Origin of the sequence: Pseudomonas sp. SWRI51 (genome assembly GCF_014268825.1) — a bacterium.
Classification (GTDB): domain Bacteria; phylum Pseudomonadota; class Gammaproteobacteria; order Pseudomonadales; family Pseudomonadaceae; genus Aquipseudomonas; species Aquipseudomonas farsensis.
In genome coordinates, this window is the sequence record NZ_JABWRG010000035.1 from 1 (window position 1) to 22,632 (window position 22,632).

A 22,632-nucleotide genomic window follows, 5' to 3' on the forward strand; every position below is an offset into this window, starting at 1 on the left:
CGCAGCAGCCCTGAAAACCCCAGGGGCTGCTGCGCAGCCCAACGCGGGACAAGCCCGCTCGCCACAAGGGAGCTCGCCACAAGGAGATATGTCTAGTGGGAACAGGCTTGTACAAAACCATAGAATCTCCCACAGGGGCCGCGTCAGCTGCGATATGGGTAGCAGACTCAATTTCTATGAGAGCTGGCGCCAGCCTGCGATGAGGCCCGCACAGGCTCAGGCGGCGTGGACGTGAAAGTCGAGCAGGCTGATCCCAGTTTGCGTATCGACCTCGGGCAGGTCGTCATGGCTGTGACCGCCGAGCGCGCAATACACCAGCCAGTGGCGGTCTTGCACGTTGATGGAAAAACCATCGATCAGCGCCTGCTGTTCGTCACTCTGGGCAACAAGGTAGAGACGGTCCTGGTTTTCGGCGTGCAGCATGACAAGCTCCGGTTCGGTTGCAGGCCGACAGGGTGGCCTGTCTTGATGACGAGCGTGTGACAGATGAAATTTAGTCGCAGTTGGTCGCAAAAGTGCGGGCGTGCCAACCGGCCTAGGTAGAATGCCGGGCTTTGCTGAACCTGAAACCGAGGGTCGTGTCGATGTCGTTGCAAGTGCTCATGGGCTTTCTCGCTGCCCATCCGGCCAAACTGGTAAACCTTCTGGCCCTGCTGATTACCTGCCCGGGCGGTTTGCTGCTGCACAGCGCCCGGCGCCGCGCAGCCATTCACCGCCAACGCCTGGCGGTGGGTGAAGGCGCGGCGGACGGCTTCGACCTGCGCGTGCCGCGCTACTACTACATTCTCGGCTTTGCCTGCCTGGCGATGGCGCTGCTGCTGTCGTGGTTCAGCACCTGGGCCTGAGCTTCACCCGCACCCCACCGCCATCTGCGCTTCAGGCTGACATGGCCTGGCGCTTGACCTGATACTGGTTACGCACCGGCGTCGCATATTGCTGCACCAGGTACGGGCGCTGCTCGGCAGGGCAGGCGTCCAGGCGGCGCTGCCATTCTGCGCGGGCCTTTTGCAGCTCTTCGGCCGGGAACACCTTGTCAGCGCTCGGCACTTGCAGTGCCTCGTCTTTCTCGGCCCACATCGCATAGGCCAGGTAGTGCACCGGGAACAGCCGGTAGCCGCCGAGGATCTGCCGGTCGATGGCCAGGGCCAGTTGCTTGGTGTCCTCGTGGTACTCGGTTACAGGCGGTGCAAAGTTGATGTGCACCCGGCCTTTGTAGCCGGTAATGCCCTGGGCAATGCTGTTGTCGTCCTCGCCCGGCGCCTTGGTGTAGCTGCCGGTGGTGGCGCGGATGTACAGCTCGCGGGCCTTGGCCTGGTCGCACGGGTCGTATTCGTAGCTGATCGATACCGGAATCAGGTTCAGGCTCTGGATCACTGCACCAAACGGCTCGTCCTTGCGGCTCATGTGGAACATTTTCAGGATCGCCGAATCGGTCCGGTCATCACCGTCCTTGGCGCGGCCTTCGGCCTGGGCGATCCAGATCGAGGCGCCATCGCTGCGGATGGAATGGTTGATGTAGGCCGACAGCAACTGGTAGGCGGCGAGCTTCTCGCGGCGGCCGCTGATCGAGCGGTGCACGATGAAGCTTTTGTTCAGGCGCATCATGTCGCTGACGAAGGGCTTCTGCAGCAGGTTGTCGCCGATGGCGATCCGCGGCGTGGGCAAGCCTGCGTGGTACACGGCGTAATTGACGAAAGCCGGGTCCATGACGATGTCGCGGTGGTTGGCCAGGAACAGGTAGGCGGTGCCCGCCTTGAGCTGCTCGACGCCGGTGTAGGTGACGCCGTCGGTTGCACGGTCGATGGTCCGGTCGACGTAGTACTCGACTTTGTCCTGCAGCGTCGAAACGCAGCTCACGCCAGCGAACTCTTTGCGCAGGCGCCGCGCGATCAGTGGCTTGAGCAGCCAGCCGAAGGCGCCCGCTGCCCGCGGGAAGCGGAAGTGGGTGAGGATATCGAGGAATGCCGGGTCGCTGAACAGGCGCGCCAGAACGGCAGGCACCTCAGCGTCGTCGTACGGTCGGATGGCATCGAATTCGCCCATCATGCTCTCTTGTTGGAAACGGCTAGGGTAATAAGGTAGGGGCGGGTTCGGAAAAACGGCTCCGACACACATCAGCCCTGTAAATAGACCGGCAATTATACGCACAAGTCACTCAGGAGACCGCGATGCTGGAAACTGCTATCTACGATTGTCCGTACTGTGGTGAACAGGTTGAAACGACCGTGGACCTGTCTGCCGGCGACCAGGAGTACATCGAGGACTGCCAGGTCTGCTGCAAGCCCATCACCTTCAAGCTGCAGGTCGAGGGTGATGAGTGGATGCTCGATGTTTACGGCGAGAACGACTGATGCTGCGTATATACGAGCCTGAAAGCCTGCTGGAGGCGCAAATGCTGGTGGGCATGCTCGCCAGCGAAGGCGTTGAGGTGCACCTGGTCGGGCGCGACCTGATGGGCGCGGTGGGTGAGCTGCCGATGCACGGGCTGTTGGGCCTGGCGGTCGCCGATGAGCATGCCGCCTACGCACGGCAACTGATCGATGCGTACAATGCTGCCCAGCCCCTTGCCGGCGACGAACCGGAAAGTTATCCGGGAACCCTGATCTGTTAGGTTTTGATTTCGCCCATGTGTGGACGCTACGCCCTGTTTCGCTGGTCCCCAGCCTTTGCCGGCTTGCCGGGGTTTCCCCCTGAGCAGCGTGCGCAATGGAACATTTCGCCCGGCGCCTCGGTGCTGATCCAGCGCCAGCAGGCCGGCCAGTTGCAATTGGCCAGTGCGCGCTGGGGGCTGACCCCGGCCTGGCTGACCGACCTCTCGCGCACGCCCGCCCAGGCCCGCGCCGAGACCCTGGCCGAACAACCGATGTTTCGCGATGCGTTCCGCCAGCGGCGCTGCCTGATGCCGGCCAACGGCTTTTACGAGTGGCGCGGCACTGCACGCAAACGCCCGTATTGGGTGACACCGGGGGAGGGCGCTTCGCTGTTCTTTGCCGCCGTGTGGGAACAATACCCGGTGCAAGAGCAGGTTTGGCTAAGCTGCGCGGTAATCACCCAGCCTGCAATGAACCAGCGCCGCCCGCTGATTCTGGATGAAGCCGAGCAGGCGCTGTGGCTCGACCCCGATACGCCGCTGGCGCGCCTGCACGAGCTGCTCGCCAAACCCCCGGCCAGCCTGCGCGAGCGCGCCCTGGCGCTGTTGGTCAACGACCCCAAGCTTGACGGCCCGGAATGCCTGACCCCAGCGTGAGCCTGCACCGGGTCAGTTGAATCGTCGGCTTACGTAGGAAAACTTACCCAAAGCTCTAGCGGCCTGAAGCGCCAACGCCTAGGATACGCGGCACGTAAATAGGGAGTGTTTTCATGCGTAAGTCATTCGTTGTCAGCATGTTGAGCGCCGGCATCCTGCTGGGCGGCTGTCAGGCGGTCAATACCACCAGTGGTGGCGCCGTCGGTGTTGAACGCAAGCAGTACATGTTCAGCATGCTCTCGACCGATGAGGTCAACCAGATGTACGCCAAGTCGTACCAGCAGACCCTCGGTGAAGCCACCAACGCAGGCGTGCTGGACAAGTCCAGCAAAGACGCCAAGCGGGTGCAGGCCATTGCTGACCGCCTCATCGCCCAGGCACCACAGTTCCGGCCGGACGCCGCGCAGTGGAAATGGGAAGTCAACGTCATCAAGAGCGACGAGCTCAACGCCAACTGCGGCCCAGGCGGCAAGATCATCGTCTACACCGGCCTGATCGACCAGCTGAAGCTGACCGACGCAGAAATCGCCGCCGTGATGGGCCACGAAATTGCCCACGCCCTGCGCGAGCATGGCCGTGAAGCAATGTCCAAGGCCTACGGCGTGGAAATGGCCCGCCAAGGCGCCGGCGCCATCTTCGGCATTGGCCAGGACAAAATGGCCATGGCAGACACCGTGGTGAACTACTCCATGACCCTGCCCAACAGCCGCGCCAACGAGAACGAAGCCGACCTGATCGGCCTCGAACTGTCGGCCCGCGCCGGCTACGATCCGAACGCTGCGATCACCTTGTGGAACAAGATGAGCAAGGCTTCCGAAGGCGCGCCGCCTGAGTTCATGAGCACTCACCCGGCTTCCACCAGCCGTATTGCGTCGCTGCAGGCAGCCATTCCGAAGGTGATGCCGCTGTACCAAGCGTCGAAGAAGTAAGCCCTCGAACGCCGCTCCTGCAAGGGGCGGCGTTTTTTCGATCAGCCTATCCAGCCGCTGGTTTTCATTGCCGAATACACGGCGACCACTGCCAGCACCACGAACGCCGCCGCCGCCAGGCGACGGATCAGCGTCAACGGCAGTTTATCTGCTGCAAAATTACCCGCCAGTACCACCGGCACGTTGGCAATCAGCATGCCCAGCGTGGTGCCAATGATCACCATGATCAGGTGCGGATACTGCGCAGCCAGCATCACTGTGGCGACCTGGGTCTTGTCACCAATCTCCGCCAGGAAGAACGCAATCAGCGTGGTCAGGAACGGCCCGAAGCGGCGCGCGTTGCTGGTTTCATCATCGTCCATCTTGTCCGGCACCAAGGTCCACAAGGCCGTGGCGGTGAAGCTTGCGGCCAGTACCCAGTGCAGCACCGACTCGCTGAAAAAACCACTGACCCAGGCGCCCACAGCGCCCGCTGCGGCATGGTTGGCCAAGGTGGCGGCGACGATACCGGCAATGATCGGCCAAGGCTTGCGAAAGCGGGCCGCGAGAATAAGCGCGAGCAATTGCGTCTTGTCGCCAATTTCGGCGAGCGCAACGATGGCGGTGGGGACGAGCAACGATTCCAGCATCAGGATTCCTACGGGGGGCGGGTCGACACGGCTATGACACGTACAGCCTCCCCGCCCCGGGTAAGGTGTGCGTGTCATAGGTCTTGTCAAACCCTGGATCCATCTGTGTGGACCGTGGGTCGCACGCGCCATGGCCTGAGGGCCAAGTATGTTGACGCGTGCCGGGCAAGCTGGGTGCTTGCGGGAGACTACTCCCCTAGGACGGTGCGGATTCTGCCTAGGCCAAACGCTTTAGGCAAGCGCTGTTTTTCAACCGCGTGTGGCGCGGTAAATTTTGAAACCCTGTGCTTCGGCGCGGGTTTCGCAGTTGCCCAAGGCGGCCTCGATCAACGGTTTGTAGCGCAGGAAGCTGTTGGCAACTAGGCGCATTTCGCCGCCTTTTCGCAGAATTTTTCCAGATTTTGCCAACAAGTCTTCAACTGCCTGGTAATGCGTGTGCACCCCGGTGTGGAACGGCGGGTTGCTCAGAATCACGCTCAGGTCCTGGGGCGCTGCATCGATGCCGTCGCCGCTGATTACCTCGCCTTCAAGGCCATTGGCGGCCAGTGTGAGGCGGCTGGCAACCACCGCAAACGCGTCGACATCCAGCAGCGTCACCTGGCTTTGCGGGTAACGGCGCTTGACCGTCGCGCCCAGCACACCAGCCCCACAGCCAAAATCAAGCACATGGCCGCTGGGCAGGTTTTGCAGATGCTCCAGCAACAGCGCGGTGCCCTTGTCCAGGCGGCCATGGCTGAATACGCCAGGCAGGCTGACCACTTGCAGCGGCCCGTCAGGCAACGCCAGTTCGAAGCGTTCTGCAAGGCTTTCCAGCGGCTGCGCAACCGGTGCGTTATCTACGGTTACCTGCCACAACTGGCAGTGGCGGGCGCTGTCGAGCTTGCGCGGCTTGCCGAACGCCTGCAATTGCTTGGCTGCGCCCTCGATGCCGCCGCGCTTTTCGCCGACCAGGTACAGCTCGCGGCCAGCCAGGCGCGAGGCCAGGGCGTTGAGCAGATAGGCGGCAAGCTCGCGGGACTTGGGCAAAAACAGCACGGCGCTGTCGAAGGGCACCTGCGGTGCGTCGACACCGTGGTGGCAGCGGCCAGGAAAACGGCCCAGAAGCTGCGCCTGGTCGCCGGCGTGCCAGGTCCAGGCCTGGGCTTGCGGCAGCTCGGCGAGCAGGCCGTCGGCGGGGGCGCCGGCGATCAGCAGCGAGCCCTGGAACAGCTCCGCCTGGCGGAGCAACACTTCACTGCGCGGGTCCATGGACGACGCCTCCTGAAAAAAGTCGCGCAGTGTAGCAGAGCCGCCTGCGGTTCAGCCGACCACTCGCCGTGGCTGCCCGGCAAAGAACGCCTGGGCGTTTTCGGCCAGTTGGCCGACGATGCGCTGGCGCGCCTCCACCGCGCCCCAGGCGCTGTGCGGGGTGATGATCAGGCGTGGGATATCCGCCGCCAGCAGCGGGTTGCCGTTGACGGGGGGCTCGATGCTGAGCACATCGGTGGCGGCCCCGCCCAGGTGGCCGCTGCGCAGCGCATCGGCCAGGGCCTGCTCGTCGATCAGCCCGCCGCGCGCGGTGTTGACCACCAGCGCACTGGGCTTGAGCAGCGCCAGCTCACGGGCCCCGAGCATGTGCCGGGTCTGCTCGGTGAGTGGGCAGTGCAGGGTCAGGGCGTCGACTTGGGGCAACAGTTCGTCCAGGGGCAAGCGGTCGGCGCGCGCCGGCCGGCCGGGAATCTGGCCACTGAGGACACGCATGCCGAACGCTTCGGCCAGGCGCGCCACCGCCCCGCCCAATTCGCCATGGCCCAGCAGGCCGAGGGTCTTGCCCTCAAGCTCGACGATAGGGAAGTCGAGCAGGCAGAACTGGCTGGCCTTGGCCCATTGCCCGGCCGCCACGGCCTGCTGGTAGTCGCAAAGGCGCGTGGCCAGCGCGAGCAGCAGGGCCAAGGTGTGCTGGGCCACCGAAGGGGTGCCATAACCTTGGCAGTTACACACGGTAATGCCTTGGGCGCGCGCCGCGGCGAGGTCAACGTTGTTGGTGCCGGTCGCCGACACCAGGATCAGCTTGAGCTGCGGGTTGGCCGCCAGGGTTGCACCATCGAGCACCACCTTGTTGCTGATCGCCACTGTGGCGCCCTTCAGGCGTTCGGCGACTTCGTCGGGGGCGGTCGCCGGGTGGCAGCGCAGCGACGAAAAGCACTGCTGCAAGGGGCCCAGGTCGAGGTCCCCGAGGTCCAGGGAGGCATGGTCGAGAAATACGGCATCGCGTGCGGCGGTCATGACGGGTCCTTCTGCGGGGGCGTGGTCAGGGCGGTGGCGCCCGACCTGCACCTTACTTAATCAGACGCGGTTACGTCATCAAGTGTGGTGCACACTCAAGGCCGCCGGGCCACGTTTCTCATACCTGGCAAAGCCGAATCATTCCTTTGGCTGATTTGACGGGTGCCTCACCGATCTACAGTAACTGTCTGAAATGTCCGGGCCGTTCTACAGAAAAGGGATCTCTATGTTGCAGACGCGCATCATCAAGCCCGCCGAGGGCGCCTATCAGTACCCTCTGTTGATCAAGCGACTGCTGATGTCGGGTGGTCGTTACGAGAAAACCCGCGAGATCGTCTACCGCGACCAGGTGCGGCTGACTTATCCACAGCTCGCCGAGCGTATCGCGCGCCTGGCCAACGTGCTTAGTGCTGCCGGGGTCAAGGCCGGTGATACCGTGGCGGTGATGGACTGGGACAGCCATCGCTACCTCGAATGCATGTTCGCTATCCCGATGATCGGCGCGGTGGTGCACACCATCAATGTGCGCCTTTCGCCTGAGCAAATTCTGTACACCATGAACCACGCCGAAGACCGCTTCGTGCTGGTCAACAGCGATTTCGTCGGCTTGTACCAGGCCATTGCCGGGCAACTGACCACGGTGGACAAGACCCTGCTGTTGACCGACGGGCCAGGAAAATCAGCCGATTTGCCGGGGCTGGTTGGCGAGTACGAGCAGCTGCTGGCTGCGGCCAGCCCGCACTACGACTTCCCCGACTTTGACGAGAACTCAGTCGCCACCACCTTCTACACCACGGGCACCACCGGCAACCCCAAGGGTGTGTACTTCACCCACCGTCAGTTGGTGCTGCACACCCTGGCCGAAACGTCGGTCACCGGCAGTATCGACAGCGTGCGGCTGATCGGTAGCGATGATGTGTACATGCCCATCACCCCGATGTTCCATGTGCACGCCTGGGGCATTCCCTACGCCGCGACCATGCTTGGCATGAAACAGGTGTACCCCGGCCGCTACGAGCCCGACATGCTGGTCAAGCTGTGGCGCGAAGAGAAGGTCACCTTCTCCCACTGTGTGCCGACCATCCTGCAAATGCTGCTCAACTGCCCCAACTCGCAAGGCCAGGACTTCGGCGGCTGGAAAATCATCATTGGCGGCAGCGCACTCAACCGCGCCCTCTATGAGGCGGCGCTGGCGCGCGGCATCCAGCTGACTGCCGCGTATGGCATGTCCGAGACCTGCCCGCTGATCAGCGCCGCGCACCTGAACGACGAACTGCAAGCCGGTAGCGAGCACGAACGCGTCACCTACCGCATCAAGGCCGGGGTGCCGGTGCCGCTGGTCGAGGCGGCCATTGTCGATGGCGACGGCAATTTCCTGCCTGCCGACGGTGAACATCAGGGCGAGCTGGTGCTGCGTGCGCCGTGGCTGACCATGGGCTACTTCAAGGAGCCGGAAAAAAGCGCCGAGCTGTGGCAGGGCGGCTGGCTGCATACCGGGGATGTGGCGACCCTGGACAGCATGGGCTTCATCGATATTCGCGACCGCATCAAGGACGTGATCAAGACCGGCGGTGAGTGGGTGTCCTCGCTGGACCTCGAAGACCTCATCAGCCGCCACGCGGGGGTGCGCGAGGTGGCCGTGGTGGGCGTGCCCGACCCGCAATGGGGTGAGCGGCCATTCGCGCTGATTGTGGTGCGCGAGGGCCAGTTGGTCGATGCGCGGACGCTCAAGGACCATCTCAAGCCGTTCGTCGAGCAGGGCCATATAAACAAGTGGGCCATCCCCAGCCAGATCGCCCTTGTTACTGAAATTCCCAAGACCAGCGTCGGCAAGCTCGACAAGAAGCGTATCCGCCTGGACATCACTGAATGGCAGGCCAGTAACAGCGCATTTCTGTCCACCCTGTAAACGCTGGCGGGCGCGGCTATTTTCAGGCTGTTGCCCACGCTAGAGCGGTTGGTGTCTTGTCAAAGCAAAAAAATGAGCCATGCTTGTGCACGGCGGTCATCAGGGACAGTTACCCGGTGCTCGTCGGCCGCACGGAGCGCAAATCACACTTTAGAGGGATCAAGCACCTTTGGCCGCTGGCTATAGTCGGCTCAGGGGATTTTCAGGAATGGGGGAGGCGACGCACGTTGTGCGGCGCTGCGGGCAGGAGCCATGTCACCAGGCGCTCGGGCCGTTTCTGAAGGGACTCACTGCCATAACAATAAAGTACATGGAGTAGCGTCGATGACATCTGCAAACCCGTTCTGGCGCCGGGCCCGACTGCCTTTGGCCGTCAGCCTTGCTTCCACGCTCGCAAGCCCTGCTTTCGCTGTCAGCTTCAACATCGGTGAAATCGAAGGCCAGTTCGACTCGTCGCTCTCTGTCGGCGCCAGCTGGTCCACCGCCAGCCCGAACAAGAACCTCATCGGCGCCAACAATGGCGGCAAGGGGTTGTCGCAAACCTCCGACGACGGTCACTTGAACTTCAAGAAGGGCGAGACCTTCTCGAAGATCTTCAAGGGCATCCACGACCTCGAACTCAAGTACGGCGACACCGGGGTGTTCGTGCGCGGCAAGTACTGGTACGACTTCGAGCTCAAGGATGAACACCGCGAGTTCAAGGACATCAGTGACTCCAACCGCAAAGAGGGCGCGCAGTCCTCGGGCGGAGAGATTCTCGATGCGTTCGTCTACCACAACTATTCCATCGGCGACATGCCGGGCTCGGTGCGCTTCGGCAAGCAGGTGGTCAGCTGGGGTGAAAGCACCTTCATTGGCGGCGGCATCAACTCCATCAACCCGATCGACGTATCGGCATTCCGCCGCCCCGGCTCCGAGGTGAAGGAAGGCCTGATTCCGGTCAACATGTTCTATGTCTCCCAGAGCCTGACCGACAACCTGTCGGCCGAGGCCTTCTACCAGGTGGAGTGGGACCAGACTGTCGTCGACAACTGCGGTACGTTCTTCTCGCAGCCGGACATCATTGCCGATGGCTGTACCGACAACCTGCGGGTGCTGAGCAGCGCCCGTACGCTGAACGGCTTGCCTGCAGGCGTCCGTGGTCTGCTCGCCGCCAACGGCGTGAACTACAACGACGAAGGCGTGCTGGTCAGGCGCGGCGCCGATCGTGACGCGCGCGACAGCGGCCAATTTGGCGTTGCCTTCCGCTATATGTTCGAGCCGCTCGACACCGAGTTCGGCGCCTACTTCATGAACTACCACAGCCGCGCGCCGATCTTCAGCGCCACCGGCGCTTCGCAGGGAGTCTTCGACCGTATTGCAGCACTGCCGGCAAACCTGCAGGCGCTTATAGTGGCGGGCAATTCGCAGTATTTCGTCGAGTACCCGGAAGACATTCGCCTGTACGGCCTGAGCTTCTCCACCACGTTGCCCACCGGCACTGCCTGGAGCGGTGAACTCAGCTACCGGCCCAACGCCCCGGTGCAACTGAACTCAACCGATATCCTGTTCGCAGGTGTGACGCCGATTGGCGGCTTCAACGATGCTTCGGTGCTCAAGGGCACGCCAGGGCAAGACCTGCATGGTTACCGGCGTAAAGAGATCACCCAGTTCCAGACCACATTCACCCACTTCCTGGACCAGGTAATGGGCGCCAGCCGCCTCACCCTCGTCGGCGAAGTCGGCGTCACTTACGTGGGCGGGCTCGAAAGCACCAGCAAGGCGCGCTACGGCCGCGACCCGGTCTACGGCCCAGGGGAGCTGCCCAACGGCACCTGCCAGACCCTGAACGCCGGCACCATTGGTGGCTCGGGCCTGGGTACATCGACCGCCAACCTGTCGCGTAACTGCAACAGCGATGGCTTCACCACCAGCACCTCCTGGGGCTACCGCGCCCGCGCCATTTGGGAGTACCCGGATGTGTTCTCGGGGGTCAACCTCAAGCCTAGCGTGGCCTGGTCCCACGACGTGTCTGGCTACTCGCCAGGCCCAGGTGCCAACTTCGAGGAAGGCCGCAAGGCAGTCAGCCTGGGCCTGGACGCCGAGTATCAGAACACCTACACGGCGAGCCTTTCGTACACCAACTTCTTCGATGGCAAGTACACAACCGTAGATGACCGCGACTTCGTCGCCCTCAGCTTCGGCGTGAACTTCTAAGCCCACTGATTCAGGACGACAACAGTATGAAAATGACCACACGACTACTGAAGGCCGGTGTCTTGGGCATGTCCTTGCTGGCGACCAGCGTCATGGCGGCGGTGTCTGCCGACCAGGCGGCCAAGCTGGGTTCCACGCTGACGCCGATGGGGGCAGAAAAGGCCGGCAACGCCGACGGCTCCATCGGCCCTTGGGAGCCGCTGGGCAAAACTGCCGGCAGTGTCGATGGCAAAGGTTTCCTGTCCGATCCCTATGCCAGCGAAAAGCCGCTGTTCACCATCACTGCGCAGAACGCCGAGCAGTACAAGGACAAACTGTCGCCAGGCCAGATGGCCATGCTCAAACGCTACCCCGACAGCTACAAGATCCCGGTGTACAAAACCCACCGTGGCGCCACGGTGCCTGATGATGTGTTCGCCGCCATCAAGGAAAACGCCACCAAAACCACCCTGGTAGAAGGTGGCAACGGCCTGAACAACTTCCGCACTGCGGTGCCGTTCCCGATCCCCAAAGATGGTCTGGAAGTCATCTGGAACCACATCACCCGCTACCGTGGCGGCAGCGTCACGCGTTTGGTGACCCAGGCCACGCCGCAGCAAAACGGCTCCTACAGTCTGGTGTACTTCCAGGACCAGTTCGTGTTCCGCGACCGCATGAAGGACTACGACCCGGCCAACCCCGGCAACATCCTGTTCTATTTCAAACAGGAGGTGACCGCCCCGGCGCGCCTGGCCGGCACCGTGCTGCTGGTGCACGAGACCCTCGACCAGGTCAAGGAGCCGCGCAAGGCCTGGATCTACAACGCCGGCCAGCGCCGCGTGCGCCAGGCGCCGCAAGTGTCGTATGACGGGCCGGGTACCGCCGCCGACGGTCTGCGTACCTCGGACAACCTGGACATGTTCAACGGCGCGCCCGACCGCTACGACTGGAAGCTTGAGGGCAAGAAAGAACTGTACATCGCCTCCAACGCTTTCAAACTGGATGACCCGAAGCTCAAATACGCCGACATCATCAAGGCCGGCCATATCAACCAGGACCTCTCGCGCTATGAGCTGCGCCGTGTCTGGCATGTGGTGGCAACCCTCAAGCCTGGGCAGCGGCATATCTACGCCAAGCGTGACTTCTACATCGACGAGGACACCTGGCAGGCCGCGGTGATCGACCAGTACGATGGCCGCAACCAGCTGTGGCGGGTGTCTGAGGCTCATGCCCAGCCGTATTACGCCAACCAGGTGCCGTGGTATACCCTGGAAGCCATCTACGACCTGCAATCGGGCCGTTACCTGGCACTGGGCATGAAAAACGAAGAAAAGCGCGCTTACGACTTCGGCTTTACTGCCAGCAAAGCTGACTTCCAACCCGCGGCACTGCGCCAGTCCGGCGTGCGCTAAGCCTGTTGCAGGCTTCTGATCGATCCGGGGCCGCGATGCGGCCCCTTTTGCGTCATGGGTTTCTACACAATTTCTCGCTCAGACGTATTTCATTGTGGCGAGCGGGCTCGCCCCGCGTTGGGCTGCGAAGCAGCTCTAAAACCTATCTCTGTCAAAGTACTCACACACCGGTATCCCTCAGGGCTGCTCCGCAGCCCAACGCGGGGCAAGTCCGCTCGCCACAACAACTTGTGCTCCAGCGTCGCGCCAGAGTTGCATAGAGACCAATGCTGGCTTATGGCCGGTTATCCGGCCCGCTGATGTCGATCAGCGTTGTTGCGTTTTGTCGTAGTCTTTTTGTGCAAATCGCGGTCATTACCTTCAAATGCGCCGTTTTTGCCGCTAGTCTCGCAACATCCGCACCGACGAAGTTTCCATCAGAACGAGCCGGCCATGACTGATCTGTCCCGTATGCATGGAGTCGCCAGTCAGGCCATTGGCCTGCTGGACGGGCGTTTCTATCGGCCACCGCTGCCAGAGGCGCACGTCCCCCGGCCACGCCTTTGCCAGCGCTTGAGCACCGGCCTTGCAGGGCGCTTGTTGTTGGTAAGCGCGCCGGCAGGCTTTGGCAAAAGCTCCCTGGCCATCGAGTTCTGCCAGGCGCTGCCCAGCCATTGGCGCAGCCTGTGGCTGGGTTTGAGCCAGCGCGATGCCGACCCCGGCCGTTTTCTTGAGCGTTTGCTCGAAGGCCTGCAGCAGTTCTGCCCGGCGCTGGGCGGCCAAGCGATGGGCTTGCTGAAAATGCGCCAGCGCCATCAACCCTTCGCCTTTGAAGAATGGCTTGATGGCCTGCTCGATGAGCTGGCGCTGTACCTGCAGCCCGACACCCCTCTGCTGCTGGTGCTTGACGACTATCACCTGGCTCAGGGGTCGGTGCTCGACCGCTGCCTGCAGTTTTTCCTCAACCACCTGCCAGCAGGCCTGGCCCTGTTGGTGACCAGCCGGCAGCGCCCCGACTGGCACCTGGCGCGGCTGCGGCTGTCGCGGCAGTTGGTCGAACTCAACGAGCAGGACCTGCGCCTGACCCCGGACGAAGCCCTGGCGGTGATCGGTCGGCAGCCCACCGGGCTGCGCGGCCAGGCTCTGGACAACCTCATCCAGCGCAGCGACGGCTGGGTGGCGGGCTTGCGTTTCTGGCAACTGGCCGCCAGCGAGTCGGGTGAAGACGGTGCCTTGCCGCAAGCCCTGCATGGCGGCGAGGGCCTGATCCGCGACTACCTGCTCGAAGAAGTGATCGATATTCTGCCCGCCCATGTGCAGGCATTTCTTTACGATACCGCCTGCCAGGAGCGCTTCTGCGCCGACCTGTGCGACGCGCTGCGTGAACGCGTGGACAGCGCCGAGGTTCTTCACTACCTGCAAGCCCACCAAGTGTTTCTGGTGCCGCTTGACGAGCATGGCCGGTGGTTCCGCTACCACCACCTGTTTTCCGATTTGCTGCGTAGCCGCCAGAGCAGTGAGCCGCTGGTCAGTCTGCACCTGCGCGCCTGCCGCTGGTTCCAAGCCCAGGGCCTGCTCGACGAGGCCGTTGAACAGGCCTTGCGCGCCGGCCACCTCGATGTTGCGGCAGACCTGGTGCAGAGCCTCTCTGAAGAACAACTGCTGGCCGAGCAGAACGTCGGCATGTTGCTGCGCTGGAAAATGGACCTCCCCGACAGCCTGCTGATCAGCACGCCGCGGCTGATCGTACTGTACAGCTGGGCACTGGGCCTGGCCTGCCAACTGGACGCAGCCGAAGAGCTGGCGGCTCATCTCAGCCGGTTTCTGCCAGCGCCATCGGCCACTGCGCAGCGCTCCATGCTGGCCCAGTGGCTGGCGCTGAGCGGGGTCATCGCTCGCGGGCGAGGGGATCGCCAGCGCACGCTTGCGTACTGCGGCGAAGCCCTGCAAACCTTGCCGTTAAAACGCTATGGGCAGCGTCTGGTCTGCCTGTCGACCCTGTCCAACCTGGCCATTGCCGACGGCGATTTCTGGCGCGCCCGGGGCTGGAACCGCGAGGCGCTGGAGCTGGCCCAGCGGGTCGGCAACCCGCTGTTCGAAGCCCTGGCCCATTACGACCGGGCGCGGGTGCTGCATGCCCGTGGCGAAGTGCTCAGGGCCCTGGACGAGGTGCACCAGGGCCTGCAGCGCTTGCAGGGGCTGTCGGCGCAGCGCCTTTATGCGGTACGCGCTCGGCTGACGCTCTATGAGGGTTATCTGCTGGCCACGCGCCTGCAGCCGGCGCAGGCGCGAGCGCGCTTGCGTGCGGGGCTTAGCGAAGCACGGGCGTGTCGCGATATCAGCGTGTTGATCGGCCACTGCGTGATCGCCTCGTTGGAGGGGCGCGAAAGCCGCTTTGCCGAAGCCTTCGCCGAGTTGGCCGAGGCCGAGCGGCTGATGCATATCTGGGATGTGCCGCCGATTTTCTATCTGGCCATGATCACCTTGGTGAAGTGCGAGCTGTGGCTGGCCCAGGGGCGCACCGACCTTGCCGAATCGTGGTTGTTGCGCCTGGGCCAGACCTACGGCGGCCAGCAACCCGCCGCTGCGCCTGAATTCCACCCTTTGCTGCCTTTGCATATCGAACTGCAGCGCGCGTTGCTTGAGCAGGTGCTGGGGCGCACCGCTGACGCCGAAGCGCGGCTGCATGGGCTGGCGGTACGGGGGCAGGGCAGTGGCGGCCTGGCCTTGGCGGTGTGTGGGTTGTGCCAGTTGGTGAGTTTGCTGCTGGCGCAGGGCCGTGAACAGCAGGCCAGCGAGTGCCTGATGCAGGCGCTCGATGCTGCGCAGGGCGGCGTGCTGCAGGCCTTCCAGCGGTTGATTGAGGACCACCCGCAGTGGTTGCGCGAGCAACTTGCCCCACGCACCCAGTGCGCGCTCAGGGGCGATCTGCTGGCGCGCCTGCCCGAGCTGCCAGAGGTGCCGAACAGCGGCGCAGAAAGCCTGAGCGGCCGAGAGCTTGCGGTACTGGAGCTGATCGCCCAGGGCTGTTCCAACCAACAGATCAGCGAGCGGCTGTTCATTTCGCTGCACACAGTCAAGACCCACGCCAGCCATATCAACAGCAAACTCGGCGTAGAGCGGCGTACCCAGGCGGTGGCGCGGGCCAAGGCCTTGGGGTTGTTGGCCTAGCGGTAGCCGGGCTGCGCAGGGCCGGCTACAATAATGGCTACGCGCCACTAGTTTTGCGCGGCCTTGCAGGCCTCATCTTTCACGATGCGCTGCCGATATATTTTCGGCGGTACGCGTCGCTACGCGCTTTTTTTCAATTATTTCAATACAGGTCGTCTTGATGCTGCAGTACGGGCAAAAAAGCTTTCTGATCGTCGACGACTTCACCGACTTTCGTACCTCTACGCGCTCGATGCTGCGCGAACTGGGCGTGCGCGACGTAGACACCGCCGACAGTGGCGAGCAGGCGCTGCGCATGTGCGGGCAGAAGCGCTACGACTTCGTGCTTCAGGATTTTCACCTGGGCGACGGCAAGAAGAATGGCCAGCAGGTGCTCGAAGACCTGCTGCTCGACAAGCTGATCAGCCATGAATGCGTGTTCATCATGGTGACCGCCGAGAGTAGCCAGGCCATCGTGCTCAGCGCCATCGAGCATGAACCGGATGCCTACCTGACCAAACCGTTCAACCGCGTGGGCCTTGCCCAGCGGCTGGAAAAACTGGTGCAGCGCAAAACCTTGCTCAAACCGATCCTGCAGGCCCTTGACCGCGGCCAGCCGGCCCAGGTGCTGGTGGCTTGCGCCGAACTGTGCAAACAGGACCCGCGCTTCGCCCCACTGTGCCTGCGCTACCGCGCCGACGCCCTGCGCGACCTCAACCGGTTCGATGAGCTGGAGAAGTTTCTCAAGGGCATCCTCGCCAGCCGGCCACAGCCATGGGTATATGCGGCACTGGGCAACCTGATGCTCAAGCGCGGCCAGCATGCCCAGGCCCAAGGTGTGTTCGAGCAGGCGCTCAAGGCTTTCCCGATCATGCCCAGCCTCTACGACGGGATGGCCGAAGCCTTGATCGCCCAAGGCGAGAGCAAGCGCGCCCAGCATATGCTCGAAGAAGCGGTGCGCTTGTCGCCGCTGGCAGTACGCCGGCAGGCCGCGCTGGGTAAGCTGGCGCTGGAAAACGCCGACTTCGACAGCGCTTCCAAGGCGTTCCGCCACGCGGTAAGCCAAGGCCAGAGTTCGCGCTACAAGAGCGCCGAAAGCAACCTGGGCCTGGCCCAGGCCCTGATGAACAAGAACGTCGGCAACGGCCTGGATGCCCGGACTCGGGTTGAAATCAATACCGTGCTCAGCGAAGTGGCCAAGGAGCATGTCGAGGACCAGGGCCTGCAAGTGCGCGCACGGCTGATGAAAGCCGCGAGCCTGCAGCAGGCCGGCGATGCCGAAACCGCAGCCAAGCTCACCGAGCAGGCCATGCAGCGGCTTGAGAAGATGGACCAGTTCTTCTCGGTAGAGGCTGCGCTGACGGTGGCCAAGCAGTTGCAGCAGCTCGGCCAGGACGCGGCAGGCAGCTCGATTCTCAAAGGTTGTGTCGAAACCTACGGCGACGACCCCAAGGTGATGCAGAGCGTCGCCAAGCTGACCGACGACCCGACAGTGCTGGGGGCGGTGACCGAGGCGGTCGACCTGAACCGCCAAGGCGTGCGTAGTTATCAGGGCGGCCAGCTCAGCGAAGCCCTTGGCATGTTCCGCAAGGCTCTGGCATTGCAGCCCAAGAACATCAGTATCGCCCTCAACACCGCACAGGCGCTGTTGCGCATCGGTGGTGAGGTGACCCCGCCGGCGCTGTTGCAAGAGTGTCGCAACTGCCTGACCAGCGTGGGCGGTATTCCCAAGAGCGACAGCCGCTATGAGCGCTATCGCAAGTTGCATCTGCGGGTATTCGGCGCATGAGTCAGGACAATCAGGGGCTGGATTTTTCCACGGTGATCGCCTCCACCGTGCATGACCTGAAAAACTCGTTGTCGGTGCTGATCCAGACCCACAACCAGTGGCTGGCGCGCCTGCCTGCAGAGCTGCAGGGCGGCACCGAGCAGGGCATCATGGAGCACGAGTTCAGCCACCTCAACGGCATGCTGGTGCAACTGCTGGGCCTTTACAAGCTGGGCGTCAACCAGTTGCCGGTGTGCCCGGACTACCACGAGCTGGACGACTTCATCGAAGCCCAGCTCGCCGCCCAGCAAGAGGTGTTGCTGCACCGCGATATCCTTGCTACCTGGCGCATCGACACCGCCAGCCCGCTGGGCTTCTTCGACCGCGAACTGGTGGCCTCGGTGGTCGGCAACGTGCTGACCAACGCCACGCGCTACGCCGGCCACGCATTGCTGATCAGCATCGAGGAGGAGGGCGAGCAACTGGTAATCAGCGTCAACGACGACGGCACCGGTTATCCACAGCGCATGCTCGAGCGCCAGCACGACTATGTACAAGGCATCGACGCGCAGAGCGGCAGCACCGGCCTCGGCCTGTACTTCGCCGCCCGCATCGCTGCGCTGCACGAGCGCAACGGCGTGCGCGGGCGCATCGAGATCGCCAACGGCGGGGCCTTGGGGGGCGGGTTGTTCAGGTTGTATCTGCCCTGAGTGCCGGCGCTTGGATATGCGTGGCAAACAGCGCGGTGTTACCATTTTTAAGCTGTTTCCCAAGATCGCGTAGGATGCATCCTGCTCGTACTAGATGGGCTTTTGCAAAGCTTCGTAGGGTGACAATGTAGATACTTCGTTTCTACATTTCACTTGCTTTGAGCGGGAGCGTTTCTACTATGTATCTACCTTGGGAGATACTTATGCAGATCAAAATTCAGCAATGGGGCAATAGCGCAGCTATTCGTTTGCCTGCCGCGGTTCTCAAGCAATTGCGTCTGGGAGTTGGTTCCACCCTTAGCCTGGACACGGCCGGTGAAACGTTGGTTCTCAAACCGGTCAGGCCGAGGCCGCAGTACACGTTGGATGAACTTATGGCGCAGTGCGACTTTGACGCGCCTGAGCCCGAAGACATGTCCGAATGGAACGCGATGCGTCCGGTGGGGCGTGAGGTATGAGGCGGGGACGGTTTGCCAGAGGTGACATTGTCCAGATCTGCCTTGATCCCACCGTGGGTCGGGAGCAGCAAGGAGCCAGCAGGCCGGCACTGGTGTTGACTCCTGGCTCATTTAACATTTCAGGGCTTGCTGTAATCGCACCTATATCCCAGGGTGGCGATTTTGCGAGGCATGCAGGCTTTGCGGTGACATTGAGCGGCGCGGGAACGCTGACGCAGGGCGTCATGCTCTGCAACCAGATTCGAAGCGTAGACCTTACAGCGAGAAACGCCGTGCGTGTCGAGTCCGTCCCCGAAGCGGTAATACTGGATGCACTTGCGCGCGTTCAGACACTCTTTGACTGATGAGTCCCCCCATGCAAAACCTACCGGTATCGCTCATCCGCGAAACGTTCCCCGTCGGCCCGTTGCAGTGCAACTGCACGCTGATCGGCGATCCGCTGACTAAAAAGGCCATCGTCGTCGACCCGGGCGGTGACGAGCAGAAGATCCTCGCTCGCCTGCAGCACCACGGCCTGACGCTGGTGAGCATCATCCACACCCATGCCCACTTCGATCACTTTCTCGCCTCTGGGCGCCTGAAGGCGTTGACCGGTGCCACGCTGCATCTGCACAAGGACGACCAGCCGCTGTGGGACAACCTTGAAATGCAGTGCCAGATGTTCGGCGTGCCCTACACGCCGGTCCCGGCGCCAGACCGCTGGCTGGCCGATGACGAGGAACTGGCCTGTGGCTGTGGCGTGGCGCTGCATACGCCCGGTCATACGCCTGGCTCGATGAGCTTCTGGTTCGCCGAACACAAGCTGCTGATTGCCGGTGACACGTTGTTCCGCCGGGGGGTTGGCCGGACCGATTTGTGGGGGGGCGATCAACGGGCTATCGTTCGTTCCATCAAGGAGCGGCTGTACCGTCTGGATGAAGAGGCCATCGTGGTGACCGGCCATGGCCCGGATACCCGCCTCGGCGAAGAAATGCGCGAGAACCCATTCGTGCGTGCCTGAAGTTTCATGGAATCTTTGCGCTTCGCTGTGATCCAAGCCCGGCACAGATCCGTATGCGATCCGCTGTACTTATGAATTCAGTAGGAGCTTGTCCATGTTCACCATGCGTCGTCTGATTATTGTCGCAACCGCCGCCGCGCTGATGTCCGGCTGCGCCAGCCCCAACCCCTATGACGGCCAGAGCCAGGGGCAGGAACAGGGTTCCGGTGGCATGAGCAAAACAGCCAAGTACGGCGGGCTGGGCGCGCTGGCAGGTGCCATTGCCGGTGCTGCCATCGACCATAACAATCGTGGCAAAGGCGCGCTGATTGGCGCCGCTGCCGTGGGCGCTGCCGCTGCGGGCTACGGCTACTACGCCGACAAGCAGGAAGCCGAGCTGCGCGCGAAAATGGCCAACACGGGCGTTGAAGTGCAGCGCCAGGGTGACCAGATCAAGCTGATCATGCCGGGCAACATTACCTTCGCCACCGATTCTGCGAACATTTCGCCAAGCTTCTACGCGCCACTGAACAACCTGGCCAACTCGTTCAAGCAGTTCAACCAGAACACCATCGAAGTGGTTGGCTTCACCGACAGCACCGGCAGCCGCCAGCACAACATGGACCTGTCGCAGCGCCGCGCCCAGTCGGTCAGCACCTACCTGACCTCGCAAGGTGTCGATGCTTCGCGGGTGAGCGTGCGTGGCATGGGCCCGGACCAGCCGATTGCCAGCAACGCCGATGCCAATGGCCGCGCGCAGAACCGCCGCGTCGAGGTCAACCTCAAGCCGATTCCTGGCCAGCAGTATGACCAGCAGGGCACTGTGCAGCAGTACCCCTGAGCCGCTTGGCTGAAACTGATCGCGGGGCCAGCCCGCTCCCACAGGTTTGTGGGAGTGGCCTGGCCCCGCGATTTTTTCAGCGCACGTTGCTGGCCTGGATCGCGGTCAGCGCGATGGTATGCACGATGTCATCCACCTGCGCCCCGCGCGGCAGGTCGTTCACCGGCTTGCGCAGGCCCTGCAGCATCGGCCCCAGGCTGACGCAATCGGCGCTGCGCTGCACCGCCTTGTGGGTGGTGTTGCCTGTATTGAGGTCGGGGAACACGAATACCGTGGCGCGCCCGGCCACCGGGCTTGAAGGCGCCAGTTGGCGAGCGATGTCCGGGTTGGCGGCAGCGTCGTACTGCAACGGGCCGTCGATCAGCAGGTCGTGCTCGGCCAGGTGCGCAAGGCGGGTGGCCTCACGGACTTTTTCCACTTCCTCGTCGCTTGCGGCCGAATCGCTTGAATAACTGAGCATGGCCACCCGCGGCGCAATGCCGAACGACTCGGCAGACTCGGCGCTTTGCCGGGCAATCTCGGCAAGCTCCGCGGCGCTTGGGTGCGGGTTCATCACGCAGTCGCCGTACACCAGCACCTGGTCCGGGAACAGCATGAAGAACACCGACGACACAAGGCTTGCGCCGGGTGCGGTCTTGATCAACTGCAGGGCCGGGCGGATGGTGTTGGCAGTGGAGTGCACCAGGCCCGAAACCAGCCCGTCGACCTCACCTAGGGCGAGCATCATGGTGCCGATCACCACGGGGTCTTCAAGTTGCTGCTCGGCCATCGGCGCGTTGAGGTTCTTGCTCTTGCGCAGCTCGACCATCGGCTCGACGTAACGGGCGCGGATCAGCTCAGGGTCCAGTACTTCAAGATCCGGCGGCAGGCTGATGCCCTGGGCGCGAGCGACGGCAGCCACCTCATCGGGCTTGGCCAGCAGCACGCAGCGGGCGATACCCCGCGCCTGGCACAAGGCGGCAGCCTGCACCATCAGCGGCTCGGCGCCTTCGGGCAGGACGATGCGCTTGTTGGCCTGCTGGGCGCGCTGGATCAACTGGTAGCGGAACACCGCCGGCGACAGGCGCAGCTCGCGTGGGGTGCCGCAGCGTTGATGCAGCCATGCCGCGTCCAGGTGGGTGGCAACGAAATCGGTGATGAATTCGGCGCGCTCGCGGTCATCCACCGGGATTTCCCGGTTCAGCGAGTTGAGCTGGTTGGCGGTGTCGTAGGAGCCGGTGCTCACTGAAAGTATCGGCAAACCGGCCTGCAACGCGCCCCGGCACAGTTCCAGGATGCGGGGGTCGGGCTTGCTGTCGCTGGTCAGCAGCAGGCCGGCCAGCGGCACGCCGTTGATCGCCGCCAGGCTCACCGCCAGGATGATGTCGTCACGGTCGCCCGGGGTCACCACCAGGGTGCCGGAGGTCAGCAGCGGCACGGTGTTGGCCACGGTGCGCGCGCAGATGATGATCTTGTTCATGCGCCGCTGTTCGTAGTCGCCGGCGTTGAGCACCTGGGCGCCGAGCAGATCGGCCACGTCACGAGTACGCGGGGCGTTGAGTTCAGCCTGCCAGGGGATGCAGCCGAGCAGGCGGAAGTCGTTGCCGCGCAGCAGCGGCGAGTGCTCGCGCAGGCGCGTGGCGAATTCGGCCATGCTTTCGTCGGTGCGGACTTTATTGAGAATCACCCCGAGCACCTTAGGGTCACGCGGGCCGCCGTACAGCTGGGCCTGCAACTCGACCCGGCCGGAAAGCTCGCTGAGTACTTCGTTTTCGGGGGCCGAGACCAGGATCACCTCGGCGTCCAGGCTTTTGGCCAGGTGCAGGTTGACCCGCGCGGCGTAGCTGGCATGGCGGGTGGGCACCATGCCCTCGACCACCACCACATCCTTGCCGACGCAGGCCTGCTGGTACAGGCGGATGATTTCTTCAAGCAACTCGTCCAGCTGGCCGTCGCCCAGCATGCGCTCGACATGGCCCAGGCTCAGCGGGGTTGGCGGCTTGATGCCGTGGGTACGGGCAACCAGCTCGCTGGAGCGTTCCGGGCCGGTGTCGCCTGGGTGTGGCTGGGCGATGGGCTTGAAGAACCCGACCTTGAGCCCTGCGCGCTCCAGGGTGCGGACCAGGCCCAGGCTGATGGAGGTGAGGCCCACACCGAAATCGGTCGGTGCGATGAAAAATGTCTGCATGGGTGCTTCTCGAA

General features: G+C 63.1%; 21 protein-coding genes and 1 riboswitch. Of the genes, 15 read left to right on the forward strand and 6 right to left on the reverse strand.

Annotated elements, in window-relative coordinates:
- Window positions 1-216 precede the first annotated feature (216 nt).
- The gene (locus HU720_RS12620) at window positions 217-423 is read right to left on the reverse strand and encodes a hypothetical protein (RefSeq protein WP_186520260.1); all 207 of its coding nucleotides are present in this window, start codon (window positions 421-423) and stop codon (window positions 217-219) included.
- Window positions 424-584: 161 nt separating this feature from the next.
- Between HU720_RS12620 and HU720_RS12625 the strand changes: the two genes are divergently transcribed.
- A complete protein-coding gene (locus HU720_RS12625; RefSeq protein ID WP_186520261.1) occupies window positions 585-845 on the forward strand; it encodes a hypothetical protein in 261 nt (86 codons plus the stop codon).
- 31 nt (window positions 846-876) lie between these two features.
- On the opposite strand, the gene HU720_RS12630 is transcribed toward HU720_RS12625, so the two are convergent.
- The gene (locus HU720_RS12630; protein WP_186520262.1) at window positions 877-2,043 is read right to left on the reverse strand and encodes a 1-acyl-sn-glycerol-3-phosphate acyltransferase; all 1,167 of its coding nucleotides are present in this window, start codon (window positions 2,041-2,043) and stop codon (window positions 877-879) included.
- Between the two features lie 125 nt (window positions 2,044-2,168).
- Here HU720_RS12630 and HU720_RS12635 point away from each other — a divergent pair, with 125 nt between their 5' ends.
- The 4 genes from HU720_RS12635 to HU720_RS12650 all read left to right on the forward strand — a co-directional run bounded on the left by HU720_RS12635 (window position 2,169) and on the right by HU720_RS12650 (window position 4,176).
- On the forward strand, window positions 2,169-2,351 hold the full coding sequence (locus tag HU720_RS12635; RefSeq protein ID WP_186520263.1) for a CPXCG motif-containing cysteine-rich protein: 183 nt from the start codon (window positions 2,169-2,171) through the stop codon (window positions 2,349-2,351).
- Complete coding sequence (locus HU720_RS12640) at window positions 2,351-2,611, forward strand: DUF2007 domain-containing protein (RefSeq protein ID WP_186520264.1); 261 nt, start codon at window positions 2,351-2,353, stop codon at window positions 2,609-2,611. The genes HU720_RS12635 and HU720_RS12640 overlap by 1 nt, the downstream gene beginning before the upstream one ends.
- A gap of 15 nt (window positions 2,612-2,626) precedes the next feature.
- Entirely contained in the window at window positions 2,627-3,247 is a 621-nt protein-coding gene (locus HU720_RS12645) for an SOS response-associated peptidase (RefSeq protein ID WP_186520265.1), read from the forward strand.
- Window positions 3,248-3,360: 113 nt separating this feature from the next.
- Window positions 3,361-4,176 (forward strand): M48 family metallopeptidase, encoded by an 816-nt coding sequence (locus tag HU720_RS12650; RefSeq protein WP_186520266.1) that lies wholly within the window; start codon window positions 3,361-3,363, stop codon window positions 4,174-4,176.
- Between the two features lie 41 nt (window positions 4,177-4,217).
- Here HU720_RS12650 and HU720_RS12655 read toward each other — a convergent pair whose 3' ends face one another.
- The 3 genes from HU720_RS12655 to HU720_RS12665 all read right to left on the reverse strand — a co-directional run bounded on the left by HU720_RS12655 (window position 4,218) and on the right by HU720_RS12665 (window position 7,070).
- Window positions 4,218-4,805: a TMEM165/GDT1 family protein gene (locus HU720_RS12655; protein WP_186520267.1), complete on the reverse strand. Its 588-nt coding sequence runs from the start codon at window positions 4,803-4,805 to the stop codon at window positions 4,218-4,220.
- An 89-nt stretch (window positions 4,806-4,894) separates the two neighbouring features.
- Window positions 4,895-5,014, reverse strand: a riboswitch (yybP-ykoY riboswitch).
- Window positions 5,015-5,054: 40 nt separating this feature from the next.
- Complete coding sequence (locus tag HU720_RS12660) at window positions 5,055-6,053, reverse strand: class I SAM-dependent methyltransferase (RefSeq protein WP_186520268.1); 999 nt, start codon at window positions 6,051-6,053, stop codon at window positions 5,055-5,057.
- Window positions 6,054-6,104: 51 nt separating this feature from the next.
- Entirely contained in the window at window positions 6,105-7,070 is a 966-nt protein-coding gene (locus tag HU720_RS12665; protein WP_186520269.1) for a 2-hydroxyacid dehydrogenase, read from the reverse strand.
- Window positions 7,071-7,296: 226 nt separating this feature from the next.
- On the opposite strand from HU720_RS12665, the gene HU720_RS12670 reads away from it, so the two are divergent.
- The 10 genes from HU720_RS12670 (at window position 7,297) to HU720_RS12715 (ending at window position 20,451) form a co-directional block, all read left to right on the forward strand.
- Window positions 7,297-8,979: a fatty acid--CoA ligase gene (locus HU720_RS12670; RefSeq protein WP_186520270.1), complete on the forward strand. Its 1,683-nt coding sequence runs from the start codon at window positions 7,297-7,299 to the stop codon at window positions 8,977-8,979.
- Between the two features lie 324 nt (window positions 8,980-9,303).
- Window positions 9,304-11,175 carry a DUF1302 domain-containing protein gene (locus HU720_RS12675; protein ID WP_186520271.1) on the forward strand — a complete coding sequence of 624 codons (1,872 nt, stop codon included), beginning with the start codon at window positions 9,304-9,306 and terminating at the stop codon, window positions 11,173-11,175.
- A 26-nt stretch (window positions 11,176-11,201) separates the two neighbouring features.
- Window positions 11,202-12,566, forward strand: coding sequence for a DUF1329 domain-containing protein (locus HU720_RS12680; protein WP_186520272.1), 1,365 nt, complete (start codon window positions 11,202-11,204; stop codon window positions 12,564-12,566).
- Between the two features lie 432 nt (window positions 12,567-12,998).
- The gene (locus tag HU720_RS12685; RefSeq protein ID WP_186520273.1) at window positions 12,999-15,716 is read left to right on the forward strand and encodes a LuxR C-terminal-related transcriptional regulator; all 2,718 of its coding nucleotides are present in this window, start codon (window positions 12,999-13,001) and stop codon (window positions 15,714-15,716) included.
- Window positions 15,717-15,876: 160 nt separating this feature from the next.
- Window positions 15,877-17,484, forward strand: a complete 1,608-nt coding sequence (locus HU720_RS12690; RefSeq protein ID WP_186520274.1) for a tetratricopeptide repeat-containing response regulator — start codon at window positions 15,877-15,879, stop codon at window positions 17,482-17,484.
- Window positions 17,481-18,173: a HAMP domain-containing sensor histidine kinase gene (locus HU720_RS12695; protein ID WP_186520275.1), complete on the forward strand. Its 693-nt coding sequence runs from the start codon at window positions 17,481-17,483 to the stop codon at window positions 18,171-18,173. Before HU720_RS12690 ends, HU720_RS12695 begins: the two co-directional genes overlap by 4 nt.
- Before the next feature lie 203 nt (window positions 18,174-18,376).
- Window positions 18,377-18,631 (forward strand): AbrB/MazE/SpoVT family DNA-binding domain-containing protein, encoded by a 255-nt coding sequence (locus HU720_RS12700; RefSeq protein WP_225917090.1) that lies wholly within the window; start codon window positions 18,377-18,379, stop codon window positions 18,629-18,631.
- Complete coding sequence (locus tag HU720_RS12705) at window positions 18,628-18,975, forward strand: type II toxin-antitoxin system ChpB family toxin (protein ID WP_186520277.1); 348 nt, start codon at window positions 18,628-18,630, stop codon at window positions 18,973-18,975. Before HU720_RS12700 ends, HU720_RS12705 begins: the two co-directional genes overlap by 4 nt.
- An 11-nt stretch (window positions 18,976-18,986) precedes the next feature.
- Window positions 18,987-19,631 (forward strand): MBL fold metallo-hydrolase, encoded by a 645-nt coding sequence (locus HU720_RS12710; RefSeq protein ID WP_186520278.1) that lies wholly within the window; start codon window positions 18,987-18,989, stop codon window positions 19,629-19,631.
- Window positions 19,632-19,725: 94 nt separating this feature from the next.
- On the forward strand, window positions 19,726-20,451 hold the full coding sequence (locus HU720_RS12715) for an OmpA family protein (RefSeq protein WP_186520279.1): 726 nt from the start codon (window positions 19,726-19,728) through the stop codon (window positions 20,449-20,451).
- Window positions 20,452-20,527: 76 nt separating this feature from the next.
- Here the strand turns inward: HU720_RS12715 and pta are convergent, their stop codons facing one another.
- Complete coding sequence (gene pta, locus HU720_RS12720; protein WP_186520280.1) at window positions 20,528-22,618, reverse strand: phosphate acetyltransferase; 2,091 nt, start codon at window positions 22,616-22,618, stop codon at window positions 20,528-20,530.
- Between the last annotated feature and the right edge of the window lie 14 nt (window positions 22,619-22,632).

What these genes read in the sequence shown, in the direction of transcription:
- HU720_RS12680 (WP_186520272.1), top strand. Translation starts at nt 11,202, where the DNA reads ATGAAAATGACCACACGACTACTGAAGGCCGGTGTCTTGGGCATGTCC.
- HU720_RS12715 (WP_186520279.1), top strand. Translation starts at nt 19,726, where the DNA reads ATGTTCACCATGCGTCGTCTGATTATTGTCGCAACCGCCGCCGCGCTG.
- HU720_RS12635 (WP_186520263.1), top strand. Translation starts at nt 2,169, where the DNA reads ATGCTGGAAACTGCTATCTACGATTGTCCGTACTGTGGTGAACAGGTT.
- HU720_RS12670 (WP_186520270.1), top strand. Translation starts at nt 7,297, where the DNA reads ATGTTGCAGACGCGCATCATCAAGCCCGCCGAGGGCGCCTATCAGTAC.
- HU720_RS12655 (WP_186520267.1), bottom strand. Translation starts at nt 4,805, where the DNA reads ATGCTGGAATCGTTGCTCGTCCCCACCGCCATCGTTGCGCTCGCCGAA.
- HU720_RS12640 (WP_186520264.1), top strand. Translation starts at nt 2,351, where the DNA reads ATGCTGCGTATATACGAGCCTGAAAGCCTGCTGGAGGCGCAAATGCTG.
- HU720_RS12700 (WP_225917090.1), top strand. Translation starts at nt 18,377, where the DNA reads ATGCAGATCAAAATTCAGCAATGGGGCAATAGCGCAGCTATTCGTTTG.
- HU720_RS12625 (WP_186520261.1), top strand. Translation starts at nt 585, where the DNA reads ATGTCGTTGCAAGTGCTCATGGGCTTTCTCGCTGCCCATCCGGCCAAA.
- HU720_RS12665 (WP_186520269.1), bottom strand. Translation starts at nt 7,070, where the DNA reads ATGACCGCCGCACGCGATGCCGTATTTCTCGACCATGCCTCCCTGGAC.
- HU720_RS12650 (WP_186520266.1), top strand. Translation starts at nt 3,361, where the DNA reads ATGCGTAAGTCATTCGTTGTCAGCATGTTGAGCGCCGGCATCCTGCTG.
- HU720_RS12675 (WP_186520271.1), top strand. Translation starts at nt 9,304, where the DNA reads ATGACATCTGCAAACCCGTTCTGGCGCCGGGCCCGACTGCCTTTGGCC.
- HU720_RS12620 (WP_186520260.1), bottom strand. Translation starts at nt 423, where the DNA reads ATGCTGCACGCCGAAAACCAGGACCGTCTCTACCTTGTTGCCCAGAGT.
- pta (WP_186520280.1), bottom strand. Translation starts at nt 22,618, where the DNA reads ATGCAGACATTTTTCATCGCACCGACCGATTTCGGTGTGGGCCTCACC.
- HU720_RS12685 (WP_186520273.1), top strand. Translation starts at nt 12,999, where the DNA reads ATGACTGATCTGTCCCGTATGCATGGAGTCGCCAGTCAGGCCATTGGC.
- HU720_RS12695 (WP_186520275.1), top strand. Translation starts at nt 17,481, where the DNA reads ATGAGTCAGGACAATCAGGGGCTGGATTTTTCCACGGTGATCGCCTCC.
- HU720_RS12645 (WP_186520265.1), top strand. Translation starts at nt 2,627, where the DNA reads ATGTGTGGACGCTACGCCCTGTTTCGCTGGTCCCCAGCCTTTGCCGGC.
- HU720_RS12660 (WP_186520268.1), bottom strand. Translation starts at nt 6,053, where the DNA reads ATGGACCCGCGCAGTGAAGTGTTGCTCCGCCAGGCGGAGCTGTTCCAG.
- HU720_RS12705 (WP_186520277.1), top strand. Translation starts at nt 18,628, where the DNA reads ATGAGGCGGGGACGGTTTGCCAGAGGTGACATTGTCCAGATCTGCCTT.
- HU720_RS12630 (WP_186520262.1), bottom strand. Translation starts at nt 2,043, where the DNA reads ATGGGCGAATTCGATGCCATCCGACCGTACGACGACGCTGAGGTGCCT.
- HU720_RS12690 (WP_186520274.1), top strand. Translation starts at nt 15,877, where the DNA reads ATGCTGCAGTACGGGCAAAAAAGCTTTCTGATCGTCGACGACTTCACC.
- HU720_RS12710 (WP_186520278.1), top strand. Translation starts at nt 18,987, where the DNA reads ATGCAAAACCTACCGGTATCGCTCATCCGCGAAACGTTCCCCGTCGGC.